The organism is Serratia sp. BIGb0163 (assembly GCF_024809935.1).
Taxonomy (GTDB): Bacteria; Pseudomonadota; Gammaproteobacteria; order Enterobacterales; family Enterobacteriaceae; genus Serratia; species Serratia quinivorans.
In genome coordinates, this window is sequence record NZ_JANUDZ010000001.1 from 1,273,807 (window position 1) to 1,290,879 (window position 17,073).

General features: G+C 53.6%; 17 protein-coding genes. 11 read left to right on the forward strand and 6 right to left on the reverse strand.

Annotated elements, in window-relative coordinates; translation table 11 throughout:
- Positions 1-59: 59 nt before the first annotated feature.
- From M2406_RS06210 to M2406_RS06235, 6 genes are all read left to right on the forward strand, one after another.
- Positions 60-983, forward strand: a complete 924-nt coding sequence (locus tag M2406_RS06210) for a substrate-binding domain-containing protein (RefSeq protein ID WP_259189287.1) — start codon at positions 60-62, stop codon at positions 981-983.
- Between the two features lie 201 nt (positions 984-1,184).
- Entirely contained in the window at positions 1,185-2,378 is a 1,194-nt protein-coding gene (locus tag M2406_RS06215; RefSeq protein ID WP_259189288.1) for an MFS transporter, read from the forward strand.
- A gap of 138 nt (positions 2,379-2,516) precedes the next feature.
- The gene (locus tag M2406_RS06220; protein WP_115184682.1) at positions 2,517-3,278 is read left to right on the forward strand and encodes a dimethylarginine dimethylaminohydrolase family protein; all 762 of its coding nucleotides are present in this window, start codon (positions 2,517-2,519) and stop codon (positions 3,276-3,278) included.
- A 27-nt stretch (positions 3,279-3,305) separates the two neighbouring features.
- Positions 3,306-4,079, forward strand: coding sequence for an ABC transporter substrate-binding protein (locus M2406_RS06225; RefSeq protein WP_012145125.1), 774 nt, complete (start codon positions 3,306-3,308; stop codon positions 4,077-4,079).
- 36 nt (positions 4,080-4,115) lie between these two features.
- The gene (locus M2406_RS06230; protein ID WP_017892822.1) at positions 4,116-4,808 is read left to right on the forward strand and encodes an ABC transporter permease; all 693 of its coding nucleotides are present in this window, start codon (positions 4,116-4,118) and stop codon (positions 4,806-4,808) included.
- The gene (locus M2406_RS06235; RefSeq protein ID WP_012145127.1) at positions 4,808-5,530 is read left to right on the forward strand and encodes an ABC transporter permease; all 723 of its coding nucleotides are present in this window, start codon (positions 4,808-4,810) and stop codon (positions 5,528-5,530) included. The genes M2406_RS06230 and M2406_RS06235 overlap by 1 nt, the downstream gene beginning before the upstream one ends.
- 6 nt (positions 5,531-5,536) lie before the next feature.
- Here the strand turns inward: M2406_RS06235 and M2406_RS06240 are convergent, their stop codons facing one another.
- Positions 5,537-5,992, reverse strand: coding sequence for an Lrp/AsnC family transcriptional regulator (locus M2406_RS06240; RefSeq protein ID WP_012145128.1), 456 nt, complete (start codon positions 5,990-5,992; stop codon positions 5,537-5,539).
- A gap of 14 nt (positions 5,993-6,006) precedes the next feature.
- Here M2406_RS06240 and M2406_RS06245 point away from each other — a divergent pair, with 14 nt between their 5' ends.
- From M2406_RS06245 to adhP, 5 genes are all read left to right on the forward strand, one after another.
- Entirely contained in the window at positions 6,007-7,113 is a 1,107-nt protein-coding gene (locus M2406_RS06245; RefSeq protein ID WP_115184681.1) for a succinylglutamate desuccinylase/aspartoacylase family protein, read from the forward strand.
- A 148-nt stretch (positions 7,114-7,261) separates the two neighbouring features.
- Positions 7,262-8,041: a Fic family protein gene (locus M2406_RS06250; RefSeq protein ID WP_259189295.1), complete on the forward strand. Its 780-nt coding sequence runs from the start codon at positions 7,262-7,264 to the stop codon at positions 8,039-8,041.
- A gap of 237 nt (positions 8,042-8,278) precedes the next feature.
- The gene (locus tag M2406_RS06255; RefSeq protein WP_259189296.1) at positions 8,279-10,033 is read left to right on the forward strand and encodes an ATP-binding cassette domain-containing protein; all 1,755 of its coding nucleotides are present in this window, start codon (positions 8,279-8,281) and stop codon (positions 10,031-10,033) included.
- Between the two features lie 292 nt (positions 10,034-10,325).
- Positions 10,326-10,526, forward strand: a complete 201-nt coding sequence (locus M2406_RS06260; protein ID WP_017892824.1) for a hypothetical protein — start codon at positions 10,326-10,328, stop codon at positions 10,524-10,526.
- Positions 10,527-10,679: 153 nt separating this feature from the next.
- The gene (gene adhP, locus M2406_RS06265) at positions 10,680-11,693 is read left to right on the forward strand and encodes an alcohol dehydrogenase AdhP (protein WP_012145131.1); all 1,014 of its coding nucleotides are present in this window, start codon (positions 10,680-10,682) and stop codon (positions 11,691-11,693) included.
- Positions 11,694-11,747: 54 nt separating this feature from the next.
- Here adhP and M2406_RS06270 read toward each other — a convergent pair whose 3' ends face one another.
- From M2406_RS06270 to M2406_RS06290, 5 genes are all read right to left on the reverse strand, one after another.
- Positions 11,748-12,230 carry a LuxR C-terminal-related transcriptional regulator gene (locus M2406_RS06270; RefSeq protein WP_259189297.1) on the reverse strand — a complete coding sequence of 161 codons (483 nt, stop codon included), beginning with the start codon at positions 12,228-12,230 and terminating at the stop codon, positions 11,748-11,750.
- A 64-nt stretch (positions 12,231-12,294) separates the two neighbouring features.
- Positions 12,295-12,870, reverse strand: a complete 576-nt coding sequence (locus M2406_RS06275; protein WP_012145133.1) for a hypothetical protein — start codon at positions 12,868-12,870, stop codon at positions 12,295-12,297.
- Positions 12,871-12,884: 14 nt separating this feature from the next.
- Positions 12,885-15,272 carry a fimbria/pilus outer membrane usher protein gene (locus M2406_RS06280; protein WP_405050620.1) on the reverse strand — a complete coding sequence of 796 codons (2,388 nt, stop codon included), beginning with the start codon at positions 15,270-15,272 and terminating at the stop codon, positions 12,885-12,887.
- Between the two features lie 62 nt (positions 15,273-15,334).
- A complete protein-coding gene (locus M2406_RS06285; protein ID WP_259189304.1) occupies positions 15,335-16,039 on the reverse strand; it encodes a fimbria/pilus chaperone family protein in 705 nt (234 codons plus the stop codon).
- 96 nt (positions 16,040-16,135) lie between these two features.
- Positions 16,136-16,837 (reverse strand): DUF1120 domain-containing protein, encoded by a 702-nt coding sequence (locus M2406_RS06290; protein WP_259189306.1) that lies wholly within the window; start codon positions 16,835-16,837, stop codon positions 16,136-16,138.
- Positions 16,838-17,073: the final 236 nt, after the last annotated feature.

A 17,073-nucleotide genomic window follows, 5' to 3' on the forward strand; every position in this document is an offset into this window, starting at 1 on the left:
AATAATTAGTGATGCCTTGATTTTAATAATAAATAAACCTCAACCTACGGGATGTCATCATGAAAACCAAAACCTTGTTGTTGATACTGCTGAGCCTGGTCATGGCCTTCAGCGCCCAGGCGAAAACCTATAAGGTCGGCGTAGCGCTGGCCAATTTCGATCTTAACTTTGTCTCTATTTTGCGCTCGCAGATGGTCAGTGAGCTAAAGCTGTTGAATATGGACGGGCAGTTTGTCGATGCCAAAGGGGACGTAGCGCTGCAGGTGCAGCAGGTGGATGACTTTATCAACCTTGGGGTGGACGCGATTATCCTCAATCCGGTTGATACCCAGGGCGTGAAGCCGATGATGGATGCGGCCGAACGCGCCAACATTCCACTGATTTTCGTCAACCGCAAGCCAGAGGTGAAACTGGGCAAAGCAATGGCCTATGTTGGCTCTGACTCGGCGGCGGGCGGTGAAATGCAGATGGAAGCCCTGGCGAAACAGATGAACTATCGCGGCAACGTGGCGATCCTGATGGGAGCGCTGTCCAACGAAGAGGCGCGCGAACGCACGCGTGCGGTGGAAGCGGTGATCGCCAAGTATAAAGACATGAAGGTGCTGGAGAAACAGACCGCCAAATGGCAGCGCAATGAGGCGGTGGATGTGGTGTCCGGTTGGTTGTTGAACGGCCGCCCGATTGACGCCATCGCCGCCAACAATGACGAAATGGCGATTGGTGCCATCATGGCGTTGAACCAGGCCAAAAATAAAAACATTCTGGTGGCGGGAATTGACGGCACGCCGGACGGTCAGCAGTTTGTCAAAAATGGCGGTATGACCCTGACCATCTTCCAGGACGCCAAGGGGCAGGCCACCGGGGCGGTGCTGGTGACCAAAGCGCTGCTGGAAAAGCAAAAAACCGAGCCGTACAACTGGGTGCCTTATAAAGTTATCACCCGGGATAATCTGGCCGAGTTTATGGCGGCTAACTCGAAATAAGCGAAGAAATCCTGGCGGCCGGTAGAGTGAATAAGCGTTGCTTTCTCATTTATCGGCCGTTACGTCATTGTCAAAATAATGCCCCGTCATCTTTCCGCGTGAACTTGATTGATAATTATTTTCTTTTGCATCTTATCAATGACCTAAACGACTGCTTTAATAATGGACTGAATTCAGGTTCGTGGTTGACGGAGTAACACGATGTTCTCACGCTTTTCAACGTTAAGCCGCATCCCTAAGGGGGTTTGGGTACTGGGTGGCGTCAGTTTGTTAATGGATATCTCTTCGGAAATGATCCACAGTTTGCTGCCTTTGTTTATGGTGACCACCCTGGGGGTCAGTGTGGTGGTGATTGGCTTGATTGAAGGGCTGGCCGAAGCCACCGCGCTAATCATCAAGGTATTTTCTGGCGTACTCAGTGACTATCTCGGCAAGCGGAAAGGGCTGGCGCTGTTAGGGTATGGGTTGGGTGCCGTCAGCAAGCCTTTATTTGCTGTTGCCGGTTCATCCGGCGTCATTCTTGGTGCCCGTCTGTTAGACCGAGTGGGCAAGGGGATCCGTGGTGCGCCCCGCGATGCTCTGGTGGCTGATGTTACCCCTGCGGAGATCCGTGGTGCCGCTTTTGGGTTACGGCAATCGCTGGATACCATAGGGGCTTTCTTGGGGCCGCTATTGGCCGTCGGGTTAATGTTGCTGTGGCACGATGATTTCAGGGCCATTTTTTGGATAGCGGTGATCCCGGGAGTCTTAGCCATCGCGCTGTTGTTTTTTGGCCTTCAGGAGCCTAAATCACCGATTGAACATAAACGCACCAATCCTATTAAGCGTGAAAACCTGCGGCGGCTGGGGCAAGCCTATTGGTGGGTGGTCGGTCTGGGGGCGGTATTTACGCTGGCCCGATTCAGTGAAGCATTTCTGGTATTGCGTGCGCAGCAAATGGATATTCCACTGGCCTTAATCCCTCTGGTGATGGTGGCGATGAATGTACTCTATGCGTTATCCGCCTATCCCTTTGGCAAACTTTCTGATCGTATGAGCCACAGCAACATGCTGCAAGCCGGTTTAGTGGTGTTGATTGTGGCGGATATCGTATTGGCCGTCAGTCACCATTGGATAGGTCTCCTGATCGGTGTGGCGTTGTGGGGTGTGCATATGGGGATGACTCAGGGCCTGCTGGCCGCCATGATCGCTAATACTGCCCCAGCCGACCTGCGCGGAACAGCTTACGGGATGTTCAACCTGATGAGTGGAGTGGCGCTGCTGTTGGCGAGTCTGGGGGCGGGTGTACTGTGGCAAACCTGGGGCGCAGCCTCGACCTTTTACTTCGGTGCCGCCATCTGTGTGATCACCCTGGTGGGCATGCGTCTGGCTCCTGTGGTGTACAAGAGCGCCTGACAGCAGAATAGGTCGTCGCTGAGATAATAAACAGCGCAAATGTAGAGTGCCGGTGAGTGGATTCAGCCTGATTGGTACGGGTATCTGTTTGATAATCGAAGCAACAGTGACCGTCCTTTTCAACCGAGAGAATCGCCCATGCACTTTACTCAAGCCATTGCCAGACTCCCTGCCGATAGCTGCGCCAGCGGCCAGACCACCGCCCAATTGGGGGCGCCGGATATTGCCGTCACCGGCCACCAGTTTTTGGCCTATGTGGACACCTTGCTCCGCCTGGGGCTAAAAGTGACAGTGTTACCGGCTGCCCCGGCATTTCCTGACGCCCACTTTGTTGAAGACACCGCGGTGGTGATGCCGGAGCTGGCGGTGATCACCCATCCGGGCGCGCCAAGCCGCCAGGGCGAAGTCGCCACCATTGCACCGCTGTTCGAAGGAGAACGCCCGGTCGTGCGAATGAGCCAACGCGGCCATCTTGATGGTGGGGATGTGCTGTTGGTCGACCGCCAGTTTTTTGTCGGCCTGACGTCTCGCACCGATGAGGCCGGTATCGGCGAATTTGCCGCGGCGGTAGAACCCTACGGCTACCGGGTCACGGCCATTGAAGTGAGCGCCGGGCTGCACCTGAAATCAATCGTCAATTACGTGGGTCGCAATACCCTGTTGCTGACGGAAGACTACCAGCACCATGCTGCCTTTAGCGGTTTTAACAGCATCGTCATTCCGGAAGCGGAGTCCTACGCCGGTAATACGCTGTGGATCAACGATACGCTGATCACCCCACAGGGTTACCCGCAAACGCTGGCGCAAATCGAAAAATTAGGCATGCCGATCGTTCAGCTCGACACCAGCGAATTTAAAAAAATGGACGGCGGCCTGACCTGCCTGTCACTGCGTTTCTGACACTTTCTTTTACCGGGGATCTCAGCCATGAAAAAAACATTAGCAGTTTTACTGACCAGTCTGGCATTAAGCGGCCCTGCGGCGGCTCAGACCTTCGACACCATCAGTTTTGGCGTGGACGGCGGTTATCCACCGTTTGACGTGCTGGCACCCAGCGGTGAGATCACCGGTTTTGATATCGATATCGCCAACGCGCTGTGCACCCAGCTGCATGCCAAATGCGTGTTCGTCAAACAGCCGTTCGAAAGCATGATTGCCGCGCTTAACGCCCATAAATTCGATGCCATTATTGCGTCGTTAACCATTACCGATGAACGCAAGAAAGAGGTGGATTTTACCGACCGCTATTACCGCAGTTCTGCCCAGTTGGTGGCACGTAAGGGCAGCGCGTTACTGCCGGACGTTGCCAGCCTGAAAGGCAAAACCGTTGGCGTGCAAACCGGCTCGATCCATGAGGCCTATGCCAAACAGCACTGGGGCGGGAAAGGGGTGAAAATTGTCTCTTACGCCAACCAGGATAATGTTTATCTGGATCTGATGTCCGGGCGCATTAACGCGTCACTGCAGGACAACACTCAGGCCGCCAGCAGCTTTATCGATACCCCACGCGGCCAGAAGTTTGCCTTCGCCGGACCGGTGATTGAAGACAGCAGTATCTCCTCTGACGTTGGCATTGCGGTGGGTAAAGACAATCCGGCGCTGCGCGATGCGCTTAACGGGGCCATCAAGGCGATCCGTGCCGACGGGACTTATGAAGCCATCCAGAAAAAATATTTTAGCTTCGACATATATGGCAACTAAACCGGCTCGGATCCAGTCATCCAGGGGAGGCCGGGAATGGTCATAGAGTATTTGCCGTTGCTGGCTCATGGCGCGTTGCTGTCACTGTGCGTGATGCTGGTTTCACTGGCGGTGGCGTTGACGCTCGGCATGATCAATGCGCTGATTAAACTCTTTGGTCCGCGCTGGTTGCGCTGGGTATCGACGGGTTACACCACGCTGGTGCGCGGCATTCCCGAGTTGGTGATCATGCTGTTGCTGTTCTTTGGCGGCGAAATGCTGGTCAACGGCTTGCTTGGCCTGGTGGGATTGGGGCCGCTGCGCTTTAACACTTTCATCTCCGGGGTGCTGGCGATTGGTTTTGTGTTTGGTGCTTACTACACCGAAACCTTTCGCGGGGCGTTTCTCACCGTGGAGCGCGGTCAGCTCGAGGCGGCAATGGCCTACGGCATGCGGCCGGGCCAGGTGTTTCGCCGGGTGCTGCTGCCGCAGATGCTGAGCTTCGCCATTCCCGGTATCAACAACAACTGGCTGGGGCTGATGAAAGCCTCGGCGCTGGTGTCGATCCTCGGTCTGGAGGACATGGTCTGGCTGGCAGAGCAGGCCGGGCGAGCCACGCAAAAACCTTTCCTGTTTTATTTCCTGGTGGCGCTGATTTATATGGTGATTACCGCCGTCTCCAGTTGGGGTTTTAGCCGATTGGCGCGGCGTTACGCGTTGGCTTCCTCACATTCGGCAGGAGCACGCTGATGAATCTGCAAAATATGCTGGATGCGGCACCGAGCTTTCTGTGGAGCGACGGTTCCGACGTCACCGGGCTGGCGATGACCGCCAAACTGTTCTTGTTATCGGTGGTGCCAGGGTTACTGCTGGCAGCGCTGATGGCGATCGGCCAGGTATACGGCCCGCGACCGCTGTCGTGGCTGATACGCAGCGTGACTTACTTTTTCCGCAGCACGCCGCTCTACCTGCAATTAATGCTGATTTACTACGGCCTGTCACAGTTTGACGTGGTGCAATTGGGCTGGCAGAACGACCAGCCTTTCTGGCTGCTGTTTCGCGACGCCACTTTCTGCGCCACGCTGGCGTTGGTACTCAATACCAGCGCTTACGTTGCCCAACTGTTGGCAGGCATGATGGAAACCTTCCCGCGTCAGGAGTGGATTGCCGGCGAGGCCTATGGCATGAGCCAGTGGCAGATTATCCGCCGCCTGGTGCTGCCGGCAACGCTGCGGCGTGGCATTCCGGCGCTGAATAACGAGATGGTCTTCCTGCTGCATGCCACCTCGCTGGCCAGTACCGTCACGCTGCTGGATATTACCGGCGTGGCACGCGCATTTTATGCCGCCACCTATTCACCCTTTATTCCGTTCCTGATGGCGGCGGCACTGTATTTGCTGTGCACTTTCCTGCTGATCTTCATGTTTTCACGGGCAGAGCGTCGCTGGCTGGCGTTTATCCGCCGCGACTGATGCAGTTCAGGAGCGTTTGATCGACTGCAGCTCGGTCAGGGTGACGATTTTATCCACCCGAAATTTTTTGCTGGTCAGCCAGGTATCGGCCAGCAGCCGGTAGTTTTCCATGCTGCGGCAGCCAATGCGCACCAGAAAATCGAAGTTGCCGCTGACCAGCCAGCAGTCCAGCACCTCTGGGGTATTACGCATTTCCTGCTCGAAGGCCGGTTGGGAGTGGCCGTGATCGGCCAATGCGATCTGCGCCTGGATCACAAACGCATGTTCGGGTTCCGGCAGTTCGATTATGGCGCTGTAGCCACGAATAATTCCGTCGCGCTCCAGCCCACGAACCCGCTCCAGGCAAGGGCGGGCAGTCAGATTGACCTGTTCGGACAGTTTCTGAAACGAAATGCGGCCATCCCGGCACAGTATTTCAAGGATTTTTTTGTCAATGCGATCAAGCCGGGCTTTCTTTTCCACAGATAGGGCGTCCAATGAAAACTAATCATCATAAGTTACCTGAACATGCTCTGGGTGGGCAGCGCCAATTCACCAGTTTTCATTTCGGCCAGCCGGGTAAAGGCGAAAAAATTTACCTGCAGGCCGGTCTGCATGCCGATGAACTGCCCGGCATGCTGGTGCTGCACTATCTTAAAAGATTGCTCAGCCAGGCGGAACGGCGGGGTGAACTGCAAAGTGAAATAATTCTTGTCCCGGTAGCCAACCCGCCGGGGCTGGCGCAGGTGCTGCTCAATGCGGGTGTAGGGCGCTTTGATCTGGTCAGTGGCCGCAATTTTAACCGTGATTTCCCTGATTTAGCCCGTTTGTTACGGCAGCAGGATTTCAGTACCACAGAACCCCTGCATCAGCAGGTGCGCATCGCAATGCGCAATGTTTTACAGGCGGTGCCAGACACCAGCGAAGTCACGGCGCTGCGCAGGCAACTGTTGCTATTGGCCTGTGATGCGGATGTGGTGCTGGATCTGCACTGCGACGACCGGGCGATCCTGCACATGTACGCCGACCCGGCCTGGGGCGAACAGGCAGAAACATTGGCTCGTTTTATGGGCATGGGGGCGGTGCTGCTTTCGCAAGACAGCGGCGGCGGTTCCTTTGATGAAGCCTGCGGCCTGCCTTGGCACCGGCTGGCCGCAGAGCATCCCGCCCTGGATGGGATGCCACCGAGTTGCATGGCGGTTACGCTGGAGTTACGCGGTCAGCGGGATATTAGCCACGAGCTGGCCAGCGGCGATGCCGAGCGCCTCTATCGATACTTGCAACACCGCGGTGCCGTTGCCGGTGCTTCCTCGGTGATACCGCAGCTTGAGGTCGCCATGTTGCCATTTGCCGCTGGGGAGATTGTTACCGCGCCCGCCAGCGGTATTCTGTTGTTACTCCGCCAGCCGGGGGAGTGGGTAGAAGCGGATGAGGCGGTAGCTGAAATTATCGACCCGATCACCGATACGATAACAGCGGTGCGCGCTAAAGCGGGTGGACTGATTTATGCCAGCCGCCAGACGCCTTTTGTCACCCTGGGGGCCGAAGTGATGAAGATTGCCGGTAAGACTCCCTACGCAGGCGGCGGTGGGCTGGCGTCCTGATGTGGGTTTTCTTTGTCGCAACCGTAGTGGTCAGGACAAAATACGAAATTATTGTTAAAAATAATTAATGTATATGAAACTTTAGTGTCATGTGAATAGATTAAAAAAGTTAAACAGATATGGAGTGCGACGCTAAGGGCAGACATTTATGGAAAACTATTTATTACAAGGGAATGTGGTCAAACTAATGCCATTGGAATTTCCCAAGCATGAAGAAATAGCAGGAGATATATGGGCTATTTTAAATCGTAGCTTATCTATTTTACAAGATTGTATATCTTCAGAATGCAATTATGATTATTTTATTAGTAATATTATAATGTCTGTTGAAAATAAAAGCATTTCCATCTTGCAACACCGACTCAGTCCGTATGTTGATAATGTTATGTTTGCTAACGAGAACAAAAATAGTGATAAAGATTTTATGGTATTTTGTGCTTTAGAACTCAGTTTGTCTAGTATTTTAAATAGTGATAATAATTTCTTTTATTTTATTTTCTCGGCGGGAAAGGAATTTAATGCCAAGAATAAAATTCGTGATGTTAATGTAAGAACTGTTCCTGAAGCAGATGGCGGATATACGGAGTTTCTGGATTTCCAGCACCTACCTGATCAACTTGGTAAGTTAAGACTATTCATTTTAAACAATCATAAAAAAAATCCTTTATTGTGCGCAATTGTTGCGTCAGCTTTCTTGATGCATATTCATCCACTTTATGACGGGAATGGTCGTGTAGCTAGAGTGTTATTTAACCTGATTTTAGGGAGGGGAAAAAGTAATTATATTCCAATGACAGAACTGTGCCATGTTGCAAGAAGTGGATATGTTTTAAGTTTGCGAGAAGCGTTTTTATTTTCAGAATGGGAACCAATTATTGTATTCTATTGCAAGTGCATCGAGATTGTTCACTTGAAGCATATAAACTGATCTCTCTAGTGTGTAATTGTAAAATTACATACTAAACAGATTCATTTAATTGCTTAAAGGAGCTTGTATGTTAACTGAAAAAGATCTTTTACTGATTAAAACAACAACCATGACTGATACTCAGGTAGACAAAATAGATCCGACGTTAGGTTATAAACGATTTATCAAAATTTAATGTTTAAAAACATAACGGGGGCCCCCGTTATGTTTTCATAATAAGTGACACAAGGAACTTGGATGAGAAATTTTTGGTTTATACTAAGGTACTTTAAAAATACTTCAGGCTCGTCAGCTAAGGCCAAGTTCTTTGTCATTATTACCATTTCGTTTTTATCTACCGTTTTGATTTCTCTGCAGCCGGTTATCATGGCGCGAATGATTGGCGTAATTGAAGCTAAACTTACTGACTTTCAGGCAGTTGTTTACCTGCTTGCAGTTAGTTATATTGTTATAATGAGTCTCAGAAAACTATCTTCGGCGTTGAATTTCATATTGGTCACCTCTTTGAGAAACAACCTTGTCATCAGTATGACCAATCATTATTTAAAAAGTCTTTTCTATAGTGAAGAAGCCATAAAAAACAATGAGAATACTGGTGATATCACTCAACGACTGAATCAGGCCATCGATGAACTCACCATTTTATTAAGAAACGTATCGCATAATTTTATTCCACCGTTATTACAGTTGATTTTTAGCGTCACCTTCATAGTTCTATCTGGTGATTATATTGTCGCTGTGTTTTTTACCCTATATTTCATCTTGTATTTTTTTATTAAAAGTATATTTAACCCTGGGATAGTTGGTTTATATAATGACTTTTACAACACGTCGGTAAAGAAATACAGTTTAATCACAGATAGCGTTAAGAATATGAGGGCCGCAAAGGTATGTAATTCCTATGACTATCTGTTTTCCCGATATGAGAATCTCCTTAATAAGATTGAACGAAAACATGAGAGTTTACTAAAGGCCGACATGCGGTTTTTAATGGTTGAATCAGTGTGCAATATTATATTCTTTGGTGTATCATTTCTCTATTCATTGTATCAGGTTAGCCGTGGAGATATAAGTATTGGACACTTTGTGATGATTTCTTCTTATATACTAATGCTATCATCCCCTTTGGAAAGTATTGGCTCAATGTATACGGCATTACAAAAGTCCACGGCATCACTCTATATATTCATTGACAACTTGTCTGACATGACCGCAGTACAGGAGAGTGATTCCGATCTGATTACTCCGGTTGAGTTCGTAAAAATTAGAGGTCTGCATTTTTCTTATGAAAAAACAGCTATCCCCGTGATTAATGACTTTAACCTGAAAATCCCCAAAGGGCATTTCATCACATTGACAGGCAGCAGCGGTTCAGGAAAGAGTACGCTGGCTAAACTATTGGCTGGTGAGCTAAAACCCGAAAGCGGTGACATTCTATTAAACGAAAAAAACATTAGCGAATTGTCATCCAGTCAGCGGGCTGACGCAATTTTTCACCTGTCGCAGAACGATTATGTTTTTATGGATACGCTAAGGTTTAACTTGAAAATTGCCTGCCCGCAAGCTACGGATGAGCAATTGGTCATGGCTATTAAATTAGCCAGGCTTGATGATCTGGCCGTCGACAATACTCAAGATTTACTGGATATGAAAATCGGAGATAATGGTATGACGCTTTCTGGCGGCCAGCGTCAACGGTTGTCTCTGGCGCGCTTATTTCTTCGCAACCCCTGCGTCATTATTCTTGATGAAGTGACATCAGCTCTTGATGTCATCAATGAGAGGGGGGTGATAAAAAACATTAGGTTGCATTATCCAGATGCAGTGGTACTTAACATAAGTCATCGAAGCTCCACCTTTAACTTCTCGGATGAAATCATCGTCATGGACAACGGCCGTATCATTGACCGAGGTGACTTTACCTCGTTAAAAAATAGAAATGCTTATATACAATCGATCCTACGGCAGGAGGCGTTAAGGGAAGCGGGGTGATAAACGAAGGATCGCGATACCCCAGCGGTCTGAATTACCCCATAGCAGCACTATAAAATCACCTTCTTTTACTTCAAAACTGGCGTGTTCTGTACACCCTGGCTGGCGTGTATTTATCAGGTATGAATAATTAATGACAGTTGTGTGTCGTACCTGACGAATGTCCCTACGGGAAAGATGGCTTGCCGACCGCCGTCCATGTTAAATTTGACCTTTGCCACTCCGTAGCCCCTGATGACAAAGAGAATTTCATATGGAACAACGGCTACCCGTGCCAAAGAAGTCAGGGTCTATGCGCACAGCCAAACCACGCCGCCCGCACGGACGATGGGTCTACTATATTCTGCACGAAGATATTCTGTGGCCTTGCCCGGTCAAGTGGGAGTGGGAGAGCAGTTACCACGCCTGGTTGCCGTTTTACTACTCGCCCACCCTGGAATTTGTTGCCGGCAACCCCGCCAAGGCAACAAAAATCACTAAAACCAAGCGTTAATCATTATTTCGGCTGAAGAATTTTGTTTAACTATTTCGCAAGAAATAATTATTAACTTTCTGTTTTTAAAGTAAACGCCAGACTTCTTGCCCTCAGGGGGTACAGTAACTACATTAACAGCTGTACTTCAACTCACCTGAGGAGAGACATCCTATGAAAGCTGCCGTAGTCACTAAAAACCACAGTGTAGATATTCAGGAAAAGCAGCTTCGCCCACTGAAATATGGCGAAGCGGCACTCAAGATGGAGTGTTGTGGGGTCTGTCACACCGATCTTCACGTCAAAAACGGCGATTTTGGCGAAGTCCCCGGTATCACCCTGGGTCATGAAGGGGTCGGGGTGGTCACTGCCGTCGGCGAGGGCGTAACCTCGTTAAAAGTCGGGGACCGTGCCAGCGTCGCCTGGTTCTATCAGGGCTGTGGCCATTGCGAATATTGCGTCAACGGTAACGAAACCCTGTGCCGTTCGGTTAAAAATGCCGGTTTCAGCGTGGACGGCGGCATGGCGGAAGAGTGCATCGTGGTGGCGGACTATGCGGTCAAGGTGCCTGACGGCCTGGACTCGTTTGCTGCCAGCAGCATCACCTGCGCCGGGGTCACCACCTATAAGGCGGTTAAAATTTCCGACATCAAACCGGGGCAATGGATCGCGATTTATGGCCTGGGCGGATTGGGCAATCTGGCGTTGCAGTACGCCAAGAACGTGTTCAATGCCAAAGTGATCGCCATTGACGTTAATCAGGGCCAGTTGGATTTCGCCAAAGAAATTGGGGCGGATCTGGTTATCAACTCTAAAACTGAAAACGCCGAAGAAATTATTCAGCAAAAAGTCGGTGGCGCACATGCCGCCGTGGTTACCGCCGTGGCGCGTTCGGCCTTTAACTCTGCGGTGAATGCCGTGCGTGCCGGGGGCAAGGTCGTGGCCGTGGGCCTGCCGCCAGAAAGTATGGACCTGAGCATTCCGCGTTTGGTACTGGACGGGATCCAGGTGGTGGGGTCGCTGGTCGGGACCCGGGAAGATCTGAAAGAAGCCTTCCAGTTTGCCGCCGAAGGCAAAGTGACGCCGAAAGTCACCAAAAGGCCGCTGGGTGACATCAACGCCATCTTTGAAGAGATGAAATCCGGCACCATTCGTGGCCGTATGGTTATCGATCTTTCCGCCTCTTAATCCTGCTCTGTTGAGGTGACTTATTCCCTCTTCCAATGAAGAGGGAATATCGGGTTAACCCGCCGACGTCTTAAAAACCTGCCCCCAGTTGGCCAACAGCGTCTGCGCCTGTCCGGGCGTTGACCTGAACAAGTCTACCGCACTGCATAACCTCAGTTTCTCCATCAGCCGCTGCTTTTGCAGGCTGATGGTTTTGATGCTTTTATGCTGCTCGCGGGCAATCGCGCCCACCGTTTTACCCTGCAGCAGGCCCGCCAGCACCCGATGCTCCCGCGGTGAGAGCGACTGCATTTGCTGAGGGGAGGCCTGCGGCAAGGGCGGACTCAGCAGGGCGGCCAGCGCGTACAGCATGGCGTTGTTGTTCAGGCCCAGTTTTTCCATCGCCCGTTGTTTGTGGTTGCTGACGGTGCGGATATTGCGGTTACGCCGTTGGGCAATGGTAGTCAGGTCCTGCCCGTTGAGCAGGGCCTGCAGCACCATACGCTCGTTCGGCGTTAATTTCTCTGCCAGATGCGGGGGCAACAATATGGTCATCATGGGACTCTCCTGTCCGATTAAACGCCTTTCCGGCGAACTGTCCTTGCCCGGTGGGCGAGGGTGATTAATCCAGCAGTACAAACGACAATGCACCCCGGCTGTCGGTCTGAGCGCTGACCCGGCTATCTTGTTCGGTCAGCAGAGGGGTGAGCGATATTTGCAGGCTTAAGCTGCGGCCGATCTCAGCCCGCCCCGGCTCCCCGGCGGTCAGCACCGCATTGGTTGGCATCATGGCGGGCAGCGTCACGGTGGTTTCCGCTTCTCCTGCAGGACTCAGCGTTAAATTTGCCGGATGACCGTCTATTTGCGCGCTATCCAGCCGGACCTGGAGATAACCGCGATCACCGTAGCGCAGCCGACCATTCGGGCCAGTTTCCCCTTGTAACTTCAGGCGTAGCGTCTGGCGGTACGGGCAGGCTACCCTGATGGTTACCGGGCGCTCCCCGGGTGATAACAACGCCGTACCCGGCGTAGTCCGCAGTTGCCAGCGGGTCTGCCGGCCATAATCAATCTGGTCGGTGCTGGCCGATACGCTGCAGCGGCTTTCCGCTGGATGCGGGATGAGTTGCGCAGGTTCCAGCTCGGCACTTTGCGCCGTCAGGCTGGCCAGCAGCCCCGCCAGCGCCATGAATCTTTTCATTTCACACTCCTTGTTCAGCGGCAAACTGCCGCGCTGGTTTCATATAAACCGCTGCTGTCAGCCTGTTCCGGCAGAGAGAGCGTCAGCGAACACAGTGGCCGTCCGGCATTCTGCACCTCCAGTTGCATTCCCGGTGCCGCGTCCGGCAGGAATACCGCCCCGGCCGAACCGACCACGGTGACAAATTGCCCCTCGGTATTGAAAACGGCCGCGCCGTGGGGCAATGGAGCGCCCTGGGCATCCTGAACGTTGACCAGGACCCGGCGGGTACGCACCACGTCAAAATCCATCCGTCCCACCGCGCCGCGCGCCAGTTCCGTCTCCAGCCAGGCGTTGCTGATATCCACATTTTTCGGCAGGCTGCGCGTGTCGACCTGAACGGTTGAGCGGTGATAGCCACTCAACGACGGCAATACCGCGTAACCCCGGGCATCGGTCCAGGTCGGGCCTGCCGGTGTTTCCAGCCGGATCCCGCCTTCCTGACCGACCCGGGCAATGGCAAAAGTGTCCCCGACGGAGTACGGCGTGAGCGTGACCCCGCCGCCGTGTGCCACCACGCCGCCGGATGCCCGGACATTCCAACTGGTGTAGTCGTTCGAGTCACGGGTCAGGCTGCCGCTGAGCTGGCTGACCGGCGTGACCCAGTCCAGGGTGCCGGTACCGCTGGTTCGGCTGCTGCCGGTATCATGTTCGGTAGATAAGCTCCAGCCCCGGTCCTGGCTGCTGCGGTCGCTGTAGCGCACCCCGGCACGGCTGTTGTGACGGGCCGTATTGATATAACTGCTGAGGCTGCGTGCGCCGAACGGGATACTGACGGTCAGGTAGGCGCGATCCTCATTGCCGTTGTCGCCGCTACCGGTATTGCGTTCCAGGCTTAGTCCGACATAGGCCTGAGCAATCTGAGCGCTCCAGCCGGCGCGCAAGTAGCGGGTGTCGTCGCCGCCAAAGGTGGTGCCCTGCGCCCAGGAGAGGGCGAAATTACCGACTGACGGCATTCCCCAACTGATACCCGCACCGTACTGGCTGCGGGAACGACCCTGACTATCTTGAGTGTCCCGCTGCAAGGCATCGCTCAATTCCCGGTATTGACGGGTCTGTTGACGGCTGTTGAGGCTGACCCCCAGCCGTTCCGTCAGCGGATAACCGAGCGAAACCGAAACCAGCGTACCGGTGTTGTTATGGCGCTCATCCTGCGCCACGGTGCTCTGCAATGAGAGTTGACCCGCGCCGGGAAGCTGGTTGTCCACTGCTGCTGCCACCGCCCGGTACGGCACCGAAACCAGCAGGCCGGTGTTAAGCGTGGTGCGCGGCGTCAGTGCCCAGCCGCTGGCAAGGGTGCCCAGCCAGGGCGCTTCGCTGCTGCCCTGTTGATCCATCTTGCCCACGCCGACGGACAGACCGGGTGCGACGCTGTTGCCGTTGAGCAGCAGTGCGCTGGCCGGGACGGTAAACTGGCGTTTTTCGCCGTTGCTGCCGCTCAGGCTGACCGCCAGATCGCTACGGGTATTGAGCAGCGAGAACCCTTGCAGGCGGAATGGCCCGGCGGGGACGGTGGTGCTGTAAAGCAGCACGCCGGACTGGCGGACTTCCACCACCGACTGAGTGTCGGCAATCCCTTCCACCAGACCGGCTCCGCCCGAATTGCCGGTCAGGGCGGTTTCCGGAAACAGCTGGGCACCAATCACCTGCCCGGTACCGAACAGCGAGTTGCCCAGGCTAATTTGCCCGGTCTGAAACACCTTCTTAATACCGGCAAAGCTGCGCTGGGCATAGGCAGCCTGATGTTGCAGGCTATCTTCGCCATCAAAGCGCGAGAGGGTCTGGCGGCTACGCACGATCCAGTCCCCGGCGTTGAACCCGGCCTCACTGTCCAGTTGGACAAAACTGACCCCACCGCTATTCCCGGCGCTGTCCATGTATTGCGCATCGTAGTTGAACAGGCCCGCGATGCCGCCGTGCTGCCAATTGCCCTCGGCCGAACCAGGGGCGGAAACCGCCTGTGCGGGCACCACCAGATCTGCCCGACGTTCAGCGGGGTCCAGATGCAGTTCGGTTTGTGGCCAGGCGCTGCGCAGGTCAAAACAGGCTTCCCGGCCGGTAAAGCCCGGCGGCGTCTCCAGACCGGCCTGTTTTTGGAAGGCGGCGTCGGCACAAAGTTGCCCCTGCTCGTTAAAGCGCGCGGTGATGCGCCCCCGGCCGCGTCCGTTAACGTTCAGCATCAGCGCATTTTCGCCGGGTAAAAAGCGCGGCCCGTGGCGGAAACTGTCCGCCACGACGCGGTCGATTCCCCGGGACTGCAGCATGACCGGGTCAAACAGGGTTTCTTCCGGCCGAGAAGGGGAACCCTCTGCGTTGGCCGGCGACACCAGGAACAGAGGTGCCAGGGCCACTTTTATCGCCATCGCCTGCCAACGTAGCGGGCGAGTGGGGGGAAAGCAGAATAGACTCCTCACGGTTATTCCCCTCACGGCAATGGTGTCAGGGGCGCATCATAATGGGCGACGCTGAACCCCCAGGTGGTGGCCGGGGCAATGCGCACCTGCGTCTCCGTACCCAGCGGTTTAGTCCCGTTTTGGGTCAGGGTGAGCGCCTGCCCCGGCAGGACATAGCTGTGCGGCAGTGTCCAGACGCCGTTGCCCGGCAGGGTCTGAACCCCTTCTCCCAGGCGCACCACATAGGGCGAGGGATTGCTCACTTTCAGGGTGTTGCCGGTGCGCTGCCAGACCAGCCGTTTCCAGGGGGCGAGATCGCGCGCCAGACCGGCCGGGCGAATAATCAGCGGCAGGTTTTGGCGCACCGTCATGCGGACTTCACTTTTATCTTTTTGCTGGGGCGGTACCCCTTCGAAGATCACCCGCATCAGGCGCTCGGTGCTTAACGGCGTTTTGTCGGTCAGCAAGAAGCGCACGCTCTGGCTCTTGCCGGGTTCAACCCGGGCGGCCGGTGGGGTGACGGTCAGTAACGGCGCCTTGTCCTGAGGCAGGGGCACCAGGGTGGTCAGCAGCAGCACCGGGTAGGGATCGGTGTTTTGGACATTGATGGTGCCTTCGCCGTCGGCGGCTTCGACAATCACCACCGAGCTGTCCGGCACCACGCCGCTGGCCTGAGCCAGGGCAGAAAACAGGCACAGGGCCAGCGCCCCATAACGCACAAAAGGAATGTGTGGCATAAATGGACTCTTTCTTGGACCGGTCAGGTAACCCTCGGCCTGACCGGTAGGGCTGTGGTTGGGTAGGCCCCGTCAATGACGGGGCTTCAGGCCGGGTTACAGATAGATCAGTTCAAGGGTGGTCAGGCCGTCCAGTTTGATCGGTTTGGTGATATCCAGTTCTGAGGTCTTGTTGATGTAGGCCTGGACATCTAGCTTGGCTGCCATGTTCTTGAATGTTACTGGTATCAAAGTGCCGGCGGCTGCCCAAGAGAATTGGCGTCCTGGTGCGGTGTTATATATCTCCCCCGCTATTGATTTTATCCACGCAGTACTTCCCGCATTAGTCCATTCAATAGCGTCAACAGCGACGCCGTCAGCGGTTATGCGGTTTATTGCGATCCCATAAGCGCCAATTTTGGCCCCACCATCTAAGCCCAGGCCAACTACCCCATCATTCTCTTTGATAAAACCAGGGAATGGTACAGGTGTGATTGAAACCCCTGTGACAGCGTTGTATTCACCTGGACCTGAGCCTATACGACCATTGATTGCTTGAAGTGCTACCTTAGTTCGACCATCACAGGTAATGGAGAAATCCAGCGATTTTAGCGGCAGCACGGTGTAATCGTCCGCCTTCAGGGTATCGGCCTTGATGGTGCCGTAGTCAACGGTGCCGCCGCCGCTCAGGGTTGGAATACAGGCCACCGGTGTAATAGTTCCGATAACCTTGAGGTCTACGCTGTCGGCAGCGAAGGCGGATGAGGCGCAGAAAACGGCACCAGCGGCCAAAAGGGTGGCAAGTAGAGTTTTTTTCATTGATATATTCCTTTCAATATGTGTTCCACACATGGATGTCCATTAACCCTTTGAAAAGGTTGTTCCTTTTGGTTTGGCTCGGTGGGTTTCCCGTTGAAGCAAAGGTAACATTTTGAGCCAAAGTGTTACTTTTTACATATTGTTCTAAAAGACAGACTAAGTAGAGGTGTTTTCAGGATATAACACCATGGACGGTGTTTTTAATGAGTCTATATCTGGGTAAATAGTAACCATCG

Excerpts from the sequence above, each read along its gene's own strand:
- M2406_RS06270 (WP_259189297.1), bottom strand. The coding sequence starts at position 12,230 with ATGATGACCATATTGTTGCCCCCGCATCTGGCAGAGAAATTAACGCCG.
- M2406_RS06230 (WP_017892822.1), top strand. The coding sequence starts at position 4,116 with ATGGTCATAGAGTATTTGCCGTTGCTGGCTCATGGCGCGTTGCTGTCA.
- M2406_RS06255 (WP_259189296.1), top strand. The coding sequence starts at position 8,279 with ATGAGAAATTTTTGGTTTATACTAAGGTACTTTAAAAATACTTCAGGC.
- M2406_RS06235 (WP_012145127.1), top strand. The coding sequence starts at position 4,808 with ATGAATCTGCAAAATATGCTGGATGCGGCACCGAGCTTTCTGTGGAGC.
- M2406_RS06210 (WP_259189287.1), top strand. The coding sequence starts at position 60 with ATGAAAACCAAAACCTTGTTGTTGATACTGCTGAGCCTGGTCATGGCC.
- M2406_RS06250 (WP_259189295.1), top strand. The coding sequence starts at position 7,262 with ATGGAAAACTATTTATTACAAGGGAATGTGGTCAAACTAATGCCATTG.
- M2406_RS06260 (WP_017892824.1), top strand. The coding sequence starts at position 10,326 with ATGCGCACAGCCAAACCACGCCGCCCGCACGGACGATGGGTCTACTAT.
- M2406_RS06245 (WP_115184681.1), top strand. The coding sequence starts at position 6,007 with ATGAAAACTAATCATCATAAGTTACCTGAACATGCTCTGGGTGGGCAG.
- M2406_RS06285 (WP_259189304.1), bottom strand. The coding sequence starts at position 16,039 with ATGCCACACATTCCTTTTGTGCGTTATGGGGCGCTGGCCCTGTGCCTG.
- M2406_RS06225 (WP_012145125.1), top strand. The coding sequence starts at position 3,306 with ATGAAAAAAACATTAGCAGTTTTACTGACCAGTCTGGCATTAAGCGGC.
- M2406_RS06215 (WP_259189288.1), top strand. The coding sequence starts at position 1,185 with ATGTTCTCACGCTTTTCAACGTTAAGCCGCATCCCTAAGGGGGTTTGG.
- M2406_RS06290 (WP_259189306.1), bottom strand. The coding sequence starts at position 16,837 with ATGAAAAAAACTCTACTTGCCACCCTTTTGGCCGCTGGTGCCGTTTTC.
- adhP (WP_012145131.1), top strand. The coding sequence starts at position 10,680 with ATGAAAGCTGCCGTAGTCACTAAAAACCACAGTGTAGATATTCAGGAA.
- M2406_RS06280 (WP_405050620.1), bottom strand. The coding sequence starts at position 15,272 with ATGGCGATAAAAGTGGCCCTGGCACCTCTGTTCCTGGTGTCGCCGGCC.
- M2406_RS06275 (WP_012145133.1), bottom strand. The coding sequence starts at position 12,870 with ATGAAAAGATTCATGGCGCTGGCGGGGCTGCTGGCCAGCCTGACGGCG.
- M2406_RS06220 (WP_115184682.1), top strand. The coding sequence starts at position 2,517 with ATGCACTTTACTCAAGCCATTGCCAGACTCCCTGCCGATAGCTGCGCC.